The 13,378-nt window shown below is 55.5% G+C and carries 8 protein-coding genes and 1 pseudogene; 5 read left to right on the forward strand and 4 right to left on the reverse strand.

Annotated elements, in window-relative coordinates; genetic code table 11:
* Complete coding sequence (locus tag BR04_RS08265; RefSeq protein WP_496355527.1) at positions 1 to 1,875, forward strand: AAA family ATPase; 1,875 nt, start codon at positions 1 to 3, stop codon at positions 1,873 to 1,875.
* Between the two features lie 35 nt (positions 1,876 to 1,910).
* Here the strand turns inward: BR04_RS08265 and BR04_RS08270 are convergent.
* The 4 genes and pseudogenes from BR04_RS08270 to BR04_RS08285 all read right to left on the reverse strand — a co-directional run bounded on the left by BR04_RS08270 (position 1,911) and on the right by BR04_RS08285 (position 7,955).
* Positions 1,911 to 3,470, reverse strand: a pseudogene (locus BR04_RS08270) (IS3 family transposase).
* Between the two features lie 220 nt (positions 3,471 to 3,690).
* Positions 3,691 to 4,692 carry an EF-P lysine aminoacylase EpmA gene (gene epmA / locus BR04_RS08275; protein ID WP_496355528.1) on the reverse strand — a complete coding sequence of 334 codons (1,002 nt, stop codon included), beginning with the start codon at positions 4,690 to 4,692 and terminating at the stop codon, positions 3,691 to 3,693.
* Positions 4,693 to 4,974: 282 nt separating this feature from the next.
* On the reverse strand, positions 4,975 to 6,291 hold the full coding sequence (locus BR04_RS08280) for a histone deacetylase family protein (RefSeq protein WP_496355550.1): 1,317 nt from the start codon (positions 6,289 to 6,291) through the stop codon (positions 4,975 to 4,977).
* Positions 6,291 to 7,955, reverse strand: coding sequence for a hydantoinase/oxoprolinase family protein (locus tag BR04_RS08285; RefSeq protein WP_496355529.1), 1,665 nt, complete (start codon positions 7,953 to 7,955; stop codon positions 6,291 to 6,293). The genes BR04_RS08280 and BR04_RS08285 overlap by 1 nt, the downstream gene beginning before the upstream one ends.
* Before the next feature lie 316 nt (positions 7,956 to 8,271).
* On the opposite strand from BR04_RS08285, the gene BR04_RS08290 reads away from it, so the two are divergent.
* The 4 genes from BR04_RS08290 (at position 8,272) to mutS (ending at position 13,371) form a co-directional block, all read left to right on the forward strand.
* A complete protein-coding gene (locus BR04_RS08290; protein WP_496355530.1) occupies positions 8,272 to 8,994 on the forward strand; it encodes an enoyl-CoA hydratase/isomerase family protein in 723 nt (240 codons plus the stop codon).
* A gap of 293 nt (positions 8,995 to 9,287) precedes the next feature.
* The gene (locus BR04_RS08295) at positions 9,288 to 10,037 is read left to right on the forward strand and encodes a UPF0280 family protein (RefSeq protein WP_496355531.1); all 750 of its coding nucleotides are present in this window, start codon (positions 9,288 to 9,290) and stop codon (positions 10,035 to 10,037) included.
* 225 nt (positions 10,038 to 10,262) lie between these two features.
* Positions 10,263 to 10,616 (forward strand): lipopolysaccharide assembly protein LapA domain-containing protein, encoded by a 354-nt coding sequence (locus tag BR04_RS08300; protein ID WP_496355532.1) that lies wholly within the window; start codon positions 10,263 to 10,265, stop codon positions 10,614 to 10,616.
* Positions 10,617 to 10,740: 124 nt separating this feature from the next.
* Entirely contained in the window at positions 10,741 to 13,371 is a 2,631-nt protein-coding gene (gene mutS / locus BR04_RS08305) for a DNA mismatch repair protein MutS (RefSeq protein ID WP_496355533.1), read from the forward strand.
* Positions 13,372 to 13,378 lie beyond the last annotated feature (7 nt).

A 13,378-nucleotide genomic window follows, 5' to 3' on the forward strand; every position in this document is an offset into this window, starting at 1 on the left:
ATGCGCCTGACATCGCTCTACATCGGCCAATACAAGAATCTTCGCGACTTTTCCCTGGGCTTCGACGGAGCCAGCTTTATCGATGTCTTTGTCGGCAAGAACGGCACCGGGAAATCCAATCTGTTCGAGGCGCTCATCGAAATCTTCCGCCATATCGTTGAGTTCGACCGCGACAAGGCCGCCTGCGATTTCAATTACCGCATCGGCTTTGAGATCGACGGCAAGGCCACCGAAATCGGCTGGAACTCCGGAAAGCTGACCATCGGTGGTAAAGAGCGAAAAACCATCGGCAAGACGCCGCTGCCGGACAATGTGCTGATCTACTACTCCGGCCACAACGACACGGTGGCAAAGCTCGTCGAGCAGTATAAAGAGGTCTTCCGGAAACGCATCAAACGCGCCGATTTTGACGAGGCCCGGTATTTCATCGGCATCGGCCCGGACTACAAGGAATTGCTGCTAGCCGTGCTGCTGATGCAGCCCGACACCTGCAAGGCCCGTCAATTCATCTGCCAGAAGCTCGGCATTGAAACAGTGGCCTCAGAAGCGAAGGTGGTTCTGGAGCGCCCCGCCTACGCCGCCGATTCCCGTTTTGGCATCGAATTCAACGACGAAACCGACCGCTACTGGCAGCCGGAAGGGATCACTAAAACCTTTCTCGACCGGCTCCATGGCTGCATCAACACCGCCAGCGGCAGCCCGGTGCGCTCCGAGGGTTATTTCGCTGAACCAGATCGTTACATCCTCTATTTCGATATCGCCAAAATCCGGCACGAATTTGCCGACCTCAGCGCCCAGGAGCTGTTCCGCCAGTTCGACAACCTGAAGACCCTAGGGATGCTGGCCGAGATCACCATCCCCCTGCAATTGACCGGCGCCGTGGACGCCACCATCGCCCACTTCAGCGACGGCCAGTTCCAGTCGGTGTACATCTACTCCATCGTCGAGCTGTTCAAGGACCGCAACTGCATCACCCTGCTCGATGAGCCCGACTCCTTCCTGCACCCGGAATGGCAATTCGACTTCCTCAGGCAGGTCTTCGAGATCACCGATACCACCGCAAAAAACAACCATGTGCTGATGAGCAGCCATAGCGCATCGACCATCACAAATGCCAATGAGAGCGTCATCAACCTGTTTGAATTTGATGGCTCGAATGTCGTTTCAAAGAAGGTCAGGAAAGCTGATGTCATTAAATCGCTCTCTGCAGGGTTGATTTCTTTTTCCGAGAGTGAAGCTCGGTTAAACATTCATCACGTTCTCAAGAATACTTCCGGGGCCGTCTTGTTTACTGAGGGGATCACCGACGAAATGATTCTTGAAACTGCGTGGTCGAAACTGTACCCGACTGAGGAGCGCAATTTTGAGATACAGAATGCGTTCAGTTGTGGATTCCTTCGTAATCTCATTAGGGACAATACGCTTTACCAAAAGCACCCAGGTCGTACCTTTTTCTCTGTTTTTGATTTTGATGAGGCATACAACGACTGGAACCAACTTGGACAAAATGTGCAAACCGATCCATGTCAGTGTTTGGTGAAAAAGCACAATGCCCATGAAAGTTACGCGATACTTTTACCCGTACCCACCAACGGGCAGATTCGTAATCAGGTAATCAACCCACATACCGGCGGTAATTATGGCAATAGGTCATTACTGACCATCGAGTTGTTGTTTCATGGTGTACCAGATTTAGACCAATACTTTGTTGTCGATACTGACCGGACAGATGGCTTTATAAAATTTGTCAGCGATGGCCAGAAAATAGCATTCGCCAAAGATGTTGTGCCAATCCTGGCCCCGGCCTGCTTTGAAGTTTTCCGCCCCATGTTCGAGTTCATCAAATCGAAATGTCCGGCTAGTGCGGAACGGTAAGTGTCAAGATAGATGTCACCTGAAGTCTGATTTTTTCAGGCAGCTTCAAGGCAGGATTTCTCCATGAGATGACCCTGTTTTTTACCTGGATTAAGGGCTGCCTCAAGCTCCGGCTGCCAGTTTCTTGTGTCGGAAGTCCATCTTTCAGTTCGGGTATTTCTGGCTTTCTGATAGACCTCATGACGCTTTTTGAGAATATCCAAATGCCTGTTGTAATGCCGGTCATCGGGTGTCACAAAGTGAATGCTGCTGTGCAGGTGTTCCGTGTTATACCAGACGACAAAATCATCGACCCACTCCTGGGCCTGCTGCAAAGAAGAAAATGGCTTTGAAGGATAGGCAGGACGATATTTCATGGTTCTGAAAAGAGACTCTGAGTAGGGATTGTCATTGCTCACCTTTGGCCTTGAAAATGAAGGAATAATACCGAGCCTGTCCAGAGTCGCAAGCATGGTGGCTCCCTTCATAGGTCCGCCATTATCAGAATGTAAAACCAGGCTCTTAGGATGGATATCGTGAAGTATGCAACTCTGACCTACAAGCTTTGAACTCAGATCCATGGACTCATTTTCGTGAACCCTTGCAGCAATGATTTTCCGGCTCCAGACATCGATAATCATGTAAAGATAAAAGAATTGTCCACGGACATCGGTTTTCATGTATGTGATGTCCCAGCTCCATATCTGGCAAGGCCCTGTTGCTGTGTGTTCCTCAGGTTTTTTCCTTTCAGCGGATTTTGAGGCTTGTCTGTGATGCAACATCCTATGTTCTTTCAAAATTCTGTAAAAACTGGATTCTGAGGCAAGATAGATTCCCTGATCCGCCAGAAACGGGACAATCTGTTTTGGTGAAAGAGCCCTGAACTCGGGACTGGTTGCCGTATCGATAACCACTTGTTTTTCAAGCTCCGTGAGCTTGTTTTCAGGGGGTTTTCCTGGGCCGCACCGCTGGTCTTCACCCCCGTCCTTTTTTTTCCAGCGTATGAGAGACCGGACACTAAGGCCAAGGGTTTGGGCAGCCCTGCAAAGTCGTCTGGCCCCGCTTTTTACGGCCTCATCCATCAGGGCCAGTATCATTTTGCGCTCCTCAGGGCCATGTTCCCGTCCTCGTCCCCCCAGATTTTCCGGGCTTTTTTTTTCAGAATCAGCAAGGCAGCAGCCTCAGCAAGAGCGGCTTCCTTCCTTTGAAGCTCTTTCTCAAGTTCCCGTATTTTTTTTAGTATCTGATGATAGGGATTTGTTTTTCATATTGGAGGCAGGTTGTCTCTGTAGCGCATTCAGGATCTGCAAACGCCACTGTTCCAGATGGGTTTCATGGAGGCCTTTTTCACGTAAAAAAGCCCCCAGATCCGCATTGTCAATGCTTGCTGGCCTCAATAATCGCATTCAGTTTCTCATCGGATGTCCAGTCCTGGGGGCGTTTTTCTTTCATTGGGAGACTTCAGGGCAAGTGCAGCATTGACAAGCTTTACGGAGCCATCTGGAGAGGGTTGACTGAGATACATCAATCTCCTTTGACAATGCTCCGGCGGAAATGGCATCGGGGCCTGTCATCCGGCAGACCATTTTGTCTTTGAACATTTGAGAGTACGGCATGTCAACCTCCAAGCCCCCAAGTTGATTGTTTGGGTCGCACGGAAGTGACAACTATCCTGACACAGGGGGGTAATCCTCTTCCCATGCGGGAATGAAAGCCTCATCCATCCAGGAAAAGGCCGGTGACACGCCCAATAGGCACAGCAGAAAACCCAGAAAAAAACACCGCAGTCCCATCCCATCCTCCCTTTTAAAAAAAAATCCACGCCCTTTTTTCATTTTAAAGCTCCTCCGGCAGCACGGCCGTGACCTGACCAATGTCTGCCGCATCCGAAAAAAGCATGACCAGACGATCAAAGCCCAGGGCATTGCCCGTGGCGGGCGGCATGTGGCCGAGAGCCTCCAGAAAAACCCCGGCCTCGGGATAGGCCCTTTTACCAAGCCGCGCCCTTTCCGCCGCCGCTTCCCGGAAGCGGGCCGCCTGCTCTTCTGCGTCCACAAGCTCGGTGTAGGCATTGCACAGCTCCACGCCGCAGATGTACAGCTCAAAACGCTCGGCAAAGGCGGGATTTTCCGGCTTCATGCGGGCAAGGGAGGCTTCGGATGCGGGATAGTCATAAAGAAAAACGGGTCTTTCCCGGCCAAGCTCCGGCTCAATGTCAAGGCCCATCACTTCGTTGAAGCAGCCCTTTTCCAGAGCCTCTTCCAGGGACATGCCCCCGTGGCGTAAAAAGGCGTCCGCAACGGAAAGCCTTTCAAAGGGCGGGGTCAGATCAAAGGGCCTTCCCTGCCAGGAAAGGCGGAGACCTTTCTTCAGGGCCCCCGCCACATGGCAGAGGAGGCTTTCCGTTTCCGCCATCATGTAGCGGTAATCCTCCGCCTTCACATACCACTCCAGCAGCGTCATTTCAGGAAGATGCCTTGCCCCCCGCTCCCCGGCCCGGAAGCAGCGGGCCAGCTGGAAGATCCTGTCAAACCCCGAGGCCAGAAGCTCCTTCATGGCCAGCTCCGGAGAGGCCTGAAGAAAAGCGCCGGAAGCCGCCACACAGTCAATGTGCACTTCCGGCGCGGGAGCCGGAATCCGCACCGGCGTTTCCACCTCCAGAAAGCCCCTTTGTGTAAAAAATTCCCGGATGGCCGCAGCCATCCGCATCCGTGTTTCCAGATGAGGCCGAATCCGCGCTCTGCGGAAGGCCCTGGCTTCCATGCCCAATGCGGCTCCTTTCAGCAAAAAAATAAAAATTCCTGCGGGATTGTGCGTCACACGAAACGGTGCCCACATCCCCGTCCCTTCTCCCATAGGGATTACCTTTACCCATACGTCCGGAGTCCGGAAATCAGGGGGCTTATATGGTCAAAAGGATGGGGCGCAACCCCTGTTTTTCTCCCCTTAGGTGAGAATATTTTTTATGGAACCCTCACCCCAGCCCTCTCCCAGAGGGAGAGGGGGCCCTGAGGATGGTTGTCTTTCTCCCTTCTCCCACTGGGAGAGGGAGAACAGAGAAAAAACGCCATCCTCAACGCCTACCGTTTTGACCTACAGGCCGGAAACAAAGATCCGCCCCTAGCTCAGATTCTTTTTCAGATAGCGGTCCCCACTGCGATCCTGGAGATAGGCCTTGTCCGCTCCGGATGCCTTCCCGTACCATTCTTCCCCCTGGGCCTTGCAGGCCGGGCAGGCATTCACGGGAATATGCACGCCGATGATGCGCCAGCCCCGGTCGGACTGGCTTTCGATGCGGAAAGCTCCCGCGCAGTCCGTGCAGGCCCGCAGCAGCTCCCTCTGCTTCTCATGAATGCCGTCCGTATCGTACATGATGGAGCGGGAACGCTCATGGAAGTCCTTTTTGCCGAAAACCTTCCGGGAAAGCTCCGGCCCCCGCCGCCCCCACTGTTCCATCACCCGCTCACAGACCTTGTGGATATACTGGATCGTGTCCCGTGATTCCCTCAGTCCTGCGGGATTGTAGTCCGGCTCCCGCACATGGCGGTAGTCGAGGCCCGCCATGGCGAGAATGATGCCCGCATTCACATAGGGCAGGGCCGCCTCAATGGAATAGCCTCCTTCCAGCACGGCAATGTGGGGGTTGAGAAGCTCCGTGAGTCTTGCATAGCCCTGGGCCGTGAAATTCATGTTGGTGATGGGGTCGCTGTAATGGTTGTCCTGACCTGCGGAATTGATGATGAGATCCGGTTTGAAATCATCGAGTATGGGCAGGACGGCGTTTTCCACCGTATAGAGATAGCCCTCCTCTGAGGTGTGGGGCGGCAGGGGAATGTTCACCGTATAGCCTGCGGCATTGGGCCCGCCCAGCTCCTCCATGAAGCCCGACCCCGGATACAGGGTGCGCCCGTCCTGATGCAGGGAGACAAAAAGCACATCCGGATCATGCCAGTAGATGTCCTGGGTGCCGTCTCCGTGGTGGCAGTCCGTATCCACGATGGCGATGCGCTTCACGCCCCAGTGGCTGCGCAGGTATTCCACCATGATGGCTTCGATGTTGATGTTGCAGAATCCCCGGCCCCCGTGCACCACCCGCATGGCATGGTGCCCCGGCGGACGCACCAGGGCGAAGCCCTTTTCAATGCGGCCTTCCATCAGCGCGCGGGCAATGGCCCTGGCCCCGCCTGCGGACACATAATGGCTGTTTGTGGTCACCGTGGGTTCGTCCGGAACGCAGAAGTGGGCCCTCTGGATCTCCTGATCCGTGACCAGATCCGGCTTGAACTCCTGAATCCCTTCGATGTCCATGAGGCCTTCTTCAAAAATCTGATCCTGGGTATAGAGAAGACGCTCCTCCCGCTCCGGATGGCTGGGATCGATGGCCCAGTCAAAGGCCGGAAAAAACACCAGTCCTGTTTTGTGCCTGGCTTTGAGCATCATCCCCTCCCCCCGTTCCGAATCAGTCCGGGCCGCACCTGGGCCCGCACCCGAATGTTTCTGCCTGCACGGCGATAGCCCCGCATCATGGAAAACTCCTGGGCTTCCAGCACCTCCACCTCAAGGCCTTCCGCATCCGCACCCAGACGCAGGGCCTTCTGGCGCACCAGATCCCCGGCAAGACGGATGGCATCCTCCATGGTGAAGGCAATGGGCGCTTCTTTGGAATAGCCCTCCTCCGGAGCCCGCACAAAGCCCCGCTGGGTATCCGCCAGCACGGTGACCGCGCAGGTGGTGCGGGCCAGGGCCGCACCAATGGCATTGGCCACCCCCCAATCCGGAACCGCCCGGGCGTCAAGGCCGGAAGCTCCGGCAAGCCCTTCTGCCAGCACGGCTGCAGGCCCGCCCATCACAAGGAGGGCTTCGGGCTTCACGGTATAGCCTTCCAACATCTCATGGAGGGTGTAAACGGGCCGGGCATTGATGGCCTCCACCATGGAAAAGGCCGCATCCCGGATTTTTTCGCAAAGGTTTTTCAGCACAAAGCGCGAAACGGCTTCCGCATCCATGTCCAGGCTGGCCCCGAGGATTTCCATACCCCTCAACGCCGCCGCCCTGTCGCCGCCTTCATAGAGGCCGAGCACGGCCATGGCGTCCGTTGGCGTAGGCACTGGCCCCCCAAGGCAGAGGGCCGGGCCTTTTCGGTCCGGGCCGATGGCAAGCTGTTTTTCCCTCACCTTCAGCTCCGAGTCTCCGCCAAGGCCGATGCTTACACTTTTCAAGGCCCGGAACAGGGTCTTCACCCCGCCCACTTCCGCGCCCAGAGGCTCCAGAACCGGCACCCCGCTGATGAGAACGGCCATGTCCGTGGTGGTGCCGCCGATGTCCAGCACCAGCACGTCCTTTCCCGGAGGCGCATGGGGAATGGCGCCCATGACACTGGCCGAAGGCCCGGAAAGCACCGTTTCACCGGGACACTCCAGGGCCGCATCCAGGGAAAAGGTGCCGCCGTCGGCTTTGAGCACATGAACCGGGGCGGTGATCCCCCTGGCGCTGAAGGCTTCCAGCACGGCTTTTCTGAAGGCGTCATAGGCCCCGTGAACGGCGGCATTCAGCCAGCAGGAGGCGATGCGCCGGGGAAAATTCAGCACCCCGGACATGCGATGCCCGCAGAAAACCGTGTCAAAGCGGCCTTTCGCCGCCTTTTCCATGGCCTCTTCATGGGCGGGGTTGCGCACGGAAAACTTGGTGACCAGACCCAGCGCCGAAATCCCCTCTTCCCGGATGCGGGTCAGGGCCTTTTCCACTTCCCCCCTGTCAAGGGCTGCGATTTCCGCTCCCCGGTGATCCAGTGCCCCCTTCACCACATGAAAGGAGGGGCCGATGGCGTGAAGCCCCGGATCCATGCCGGGGCCTGCGGCCACCACCATGCCCACGGGGGTGAGGGTGTTGCGGATCACGCTGTTGGTGGTGAGTGTGGTGGAAAGCACCACGCGCCTGATGGTTTCGGGCTTCACGCCCGCCAGCACCCCATCCACGCCCCGGATGACGGTGGAAACCAGATCTCCGTGATCCGTCACTTCCTTGGCCCTGGCCACAAGCCCTTCGGGGCCCAGCAGCACCACATCCGTATGGGTGCCGCCCACATCCAGTCCGATGATCATGGAACCTCCTTATTCTTACACTCAGGGCAGAAAAAGCCCCCTCATCCATGTGCCCATAGCTTCACGGGTATGGGGCAGGCTACCCAATACGGGGAGAATCTGTCAATTCAGACGCAGAAAAAGATTCAGACCTGCCCCCTCCTTTTGTTTTGCATACGAATTTTTAAAACCCGGCTTTCCGGCCTTGTCAAGAAGGGGGATTTGCACTATTTCTGGAGCCATGAAGATTTTGGGGAAAAGCACCCGGTGCTTTGTACTCCAGAGAAAAAGCCACTGACAACGGGGCAGAGGCCCCACAACCCCCCAGGAGATACCCATGGCCATTGTTGAATGGGAAAAGGATGAATCCGTCGCCATCATCCGCATGAATGCAGGCGAAAACCGCCACAATATGGACTTCGGAAAAGCCCTCTGCGCTGCTATGGATGAGGCCCTTGCCGATGCGGAAATCAAAGCCATTGTCCTCACAGGAACCGATGGCAAAAACTTCAGTCAGGGTATCGATCTTGGGTGGCTGGGCGGTAAACTGAACGACCAGGATTACCAGGCCATGAAGGACTTCATGTACCTGATGAACGAGGTCTTCAAAAAACTGCTCACCGTACCCGTGCCCACCATCGCTGCCATCAGCGGCCATGCCTTCGGTAACGGCGCCATCTTAAGCTGTGCCTGCGATTTCCGCTTCATGCGGGCCGACCGGGGCTATTTCTGCTTTCCGGAAGTGGATCTCGGCATTCCCTTCCTGCCGGGCATGATTGCCTTCTGCAAGAAAGCCTTCCCCTACTACCGTTTCAATGAAATGAAGCTCACGGGCAGACGGGTGGGAGCCGCAGAACTGGAAGCAGATCATGTCATCACCAAGGCCTGCGACAGCCTCGAAAGCCTCTTGACGGAATCCGTGGCCTTTGCCAAGACCTTCCAGAAAAAGCGGGGCATCTTCGGTGAGCACAAAAAACGCCTGCACAAAGAGATCCTCGAAATCATGGACGTTGAAGACAAGCCCGTGATTGAATCCCTCGCCCTCTTCATTGCAGACTGATCCCTGCCTGAAATGGACGCTCCCCGGAGTGTCCATTTCTGCACCCCAAAACCCCTCCTGCCCTTAGATTTCAGAGTGCCATCTCCATCCATCTTTTTTTGACACCAAAAATAAGCCCCCATTTCCTTGACAGTCCCGCCACTTTCCGTATTACTCACGCTGGTGAAATCAAACCCGCCCCCATGCCCTTCTTAAGGGAGGAAGGCCGGTTCGGTTCACGGGGAAGGGCCGCAGACTCCTTTCTTTTCCCTACCGTTTCATGCCATTCAGGCCATGCCAATGCCGGAGTTGTTATGCACGATCCTTTCAGCACCCGCACCCGCTACCGCAGCAGCATGGGCCGCAAAGATCTTGTGGCCTTTCGCATCACAGAAGCGGAAAGCGATCTTCACATCCAGGCCTGCCGGGATCTTGCCAGTCCTGCCCGCAAGGAACTTCTGAGGCTGCGCAGGGAAATCCGCGACTACATCAGAAAATCTCCCCTTTTTCAGGAAACCCTCCGGCCCTGGCCCGATGATCCTGAAGCGTCCCCACTGGTGCAGAGTATGATCGATGCCGGAAAACGGGCAGGTGTCGGGCCTATGGCGGCCATTGCCGGAGCCATTGCAGAAGCCCTGGGCAGAAAACTCCTGCTCCGCTCCGCCGAAGTCCTTGTGGAAAATGGCGGCGATCTCTTTGTCTGTTCAAAACAGCCCCTGACGCTGGGGCTGTATGCGGGCGACAGCCCCTTTTCCGGTAAAATCGGCTTTTGCATCCCTGCCCCGGAAAAAGGCATGGGAATCTGTACCTCCTCAGGAACACTGGGGCATTCCTTGAGTTTCGGCCGTGCGGATGCGGCTGTCATCATCAGTCCCGACGCCGCTGTGGCCGATGCCTTTGCAACAGCCATGGCCAACCGGATTCAAAAACCTGAAGATGTGGACAGGCTGATTGAAGAGGCCAGGGACATCCGGGAAATCCATGCCATGATTCTCGTGAAGGGTGATCGTCTTGCCGTCTTTGGAAATGTGGAGATGGTGGGAATACCGCAAAAAAAAAGCTGAAGACTTTCGGCCTTTTTTCTGGGAAAGGGATTTGCCCCCCTAAAAAGATGTTGAATTTACCCCTCAAAAAACGTATCAAAAAAACTACGTTTTTCTTCAGATATCAGGAAAACCGCCATTTTATGCCTTCCATGGAAAATCAGGGTCACAAAAATACGGTGTTCTCTGATATAACAATCAAACACATGAAAAATTTCATTTTTTCACCTTGGGAGAAGGAACTCCATGAAACACATCAAATTTGTCCTGACCCTCCTTATCCTTGGATTCATTGCCCTTGTTGTCTATCAGAATCAGGGTTTCTTTTTCCAGCCCCATACCCTCTCCGTTAATTTCTATTTTTTTCAGTTTAATTTTCCCGAAACCCAGATGGCGGTGTACTGGGTTCTCTGTTTTGCAGCAGGCTTTATCATCGTACTTTTCCCCAACATCGTACTCCGTCTCCGTGCTGCGGCCAGGCTGCGCCTGCTTCAGAAGGAAAACCTTGAGCAAAAAGAAACCATCGCCATGCTGGAAGAAAAGCTTGGAAACCGGATGTCCGGAATGGCCGAGGACTGTGAAGAAAACCCGGCCCCCTGAAATCAATAGCCCTGTATCCACAGCGATACCTTCGTCTTTCAGAATCTATCCCTCTTCGGCCCGGCGCATTTTCGTCGGGCCGAAGCCGTCTTGAAAAACCAGCCCGGAGCCGCAACGGAGTCCCATGAGCAGCCATGCCGCCACCACCCCCATGATGATGCAGTATCTGGATCTTAAGGCCCAGTATCCGGATTGTCTTCTCTTTTACCGCATGGGCGATTTTTATGAAATGTTCCACGAAGATGCGGAAACCGCCTCCCGGGTGCTGGACATCACGCTCACGGCACGCAACCGCAAAGATCCGGATGCCATCCCCATGTGCGGTGTTCCCGTTAAATCCGCAGAGCTTTACATGGCCAGACTCGTTCAGGCGAATTTCAAGGTGGCCATCTGCGAACAGATGGAGGATCCCGCCAAGGCCAAAGGGCTTGTCAGACGCGATGTGGTACGCATCCTCACCCCCGGTATGCTGGTGGAAGAGCATCTTCTGGATGACAGAAACAACAATTTTGTGGTGGCCCTTCTCTTTCAGGGCAATACCTGGGGCATCGCCTGTCTGGATCTTTCCACCGCCGTTTTCCGCATGACGGAAACCCGCTCCCGGAGTGCCGTACGGGATGAACTGGCCCGTATCCGGCCAAGGGAGATCCTCATTCCCGAAGATTTTGACATGCATACGGACAGAACCCTTCTGGGTGCAGCCTTCCAGCAGTCCCGCATCAGCCCCGCACCCCAGACAGACTTCCTTCCCGCAAGGGGCCGGAGTATTCTTCTGGAACAGTTTGGCGTCCGGAGTCTGGACAGTTTCGGCATCCGCAAGGCCGGAGCCGGAGTGGCCGCCGCAGGGGCTCTGATCCACTATGTACGGGAAACCCAGAAGCAGGATGTCACCCATATTCAGGGCCTTCAGCTCTATGCCCTGGACGGCGTGCTTCTCATTGATGACACCACCTTCCGCAATCTGGAACTGACGGAAAACCTCCGGGACAACAGCCCAAAAGGCAGCCTGCTCCATACCCTGGACAAAACCCTCACCGCCATGGGAGCCCGAACCCTTCGCCAGTGGCTGACCTATCCCCTTATGGACAAAGCCGCCATGGAAAAACGGCATCAGGCCGTGGAGCTGGCCCTCACCCATCCCCTGATCCGCAGGCAGATCCGGGAAAAACTCAGGCACACCCATGATCTTGAACGCATCAGCACCCGCATTGCCATGGGCCGCTGCCATCCGAGGGATCTCCTGGCCCTGCGAACCTCTTTGTTCACCCTGCCCGATCTCCTCACCCCCCTGGAACCCCTCCCTTCCCCCCTGCTTTCCTTTGCAGGGGATATGGAAAAACTGCTGGAACTTGCCCGTACCCTGGATGCCGCCATCCGGGAGGATGCACCGGTCAATCCGGATCAGGGTGAAATCATCCGCACCGGCTTCAACCCGGAACTGGATACCCTCATCGCCATGGCAACGGACGGCAAAAGTTACCTGGCAGGCCTTGAGATCCGGGAACGGGAAAGGACGGGCATCAGTACCCTCAAGGTACGCTTCAACCGGGTTTTCGGATACTTCATCGAAGTTTCCAAAGCCCAGGCCAAATCCGTTCCGCCGGATTATGTGCGCAAACAGACCCTCGTCAATGCGGAACGCTACATCACCGATGAGCTGAAAATTTTTGAAGACAGGGTGTTAAACGCCCAGGAAGAACGGACACGGATGGAGCTGGCCCTCTTTGAAGAGCTGCGCCAGAAAGCCACGGCCCTGCACCAGGACATCCTCCTTGCCGCCGATTTTCTGGCACGGGTGGATGTCTTCTTTTCCCTGGCCCAGCTTGCGGAAGAAAAGCAGTATATCCGGCCCGAAATGACCGAAGACGGTATTCTGGATATCCGGGAAGGGCGTCATCCCGTTGTGGAGGGCATGCTGAAAGACCAGCGCTATGTGCCCAATTCCATCTACATGGACAACAGCGCCTCCCAGGTGCTCATCATCACAGGGCCGAACATGGCGGGGAAATCGACGGTGCTGCGTCAGGTGGCCCTTATTGTTCTTATGGCCCAGATGGGCAGCTTTGTACCCGCAGCCGCTGCCCGCATTTCCATCACAGACCGCATTTTCACCCGCGTCGGTGCTTCGGACAATCTGGCTCAGGGCCAGTCCACCTTCATGGTGGAAATGGAGGAAGCGGCCAACATTCTCCACAATGCCAGCCCGGACAGCCTGGTCATCATGGATGAAATCGGACGGGGAACCAGTACCTTTGATGGCCTCAGTATCGCATGGGCGGTGGCGGAATATCTCCACAACCTGAAAAAAAAGGGGGTCAAAACCCTGTTTGCCACCCATTACCATGAAATGACCCAGCTTGCCGAAAACCTGCCCAGGGTAAAAAACTTCTGTGTGGCTGTACGGGAATTCGAGGAGACCATCATCTTTCTCCACAAACTGATACCCGGCGGGGCCAATCGCAGTTATGGCATCCAGGTGGCAAAGCTTGCCGGACTTCCGGATTCTGTGATACACCGTGCAGGCGTTCTGCTGGATCGTGTGGAAAACGGAAAACCCCTCTGGGAAGAGGGAGGCTGCCTCCAGGAGGGCCGCCGTGAAGATCCGAGGCAGATGCGCCTTTTCCCAGGGCCTGAGACAGCCATTGTCACCATGCTCAAGGAAATGGATCCCAACACCATGACCCCCATGGAGGCCATGCATATCCTTTTTATCCTGAAGGAAAAAGCCATGGCAACGGAAGCCAAACAGGGATAAGTCAAGG

The sequence above is a fragment of the Desulfobotulus sapovorans DSM 2055 genome (genome assembly GCF_059569355.1).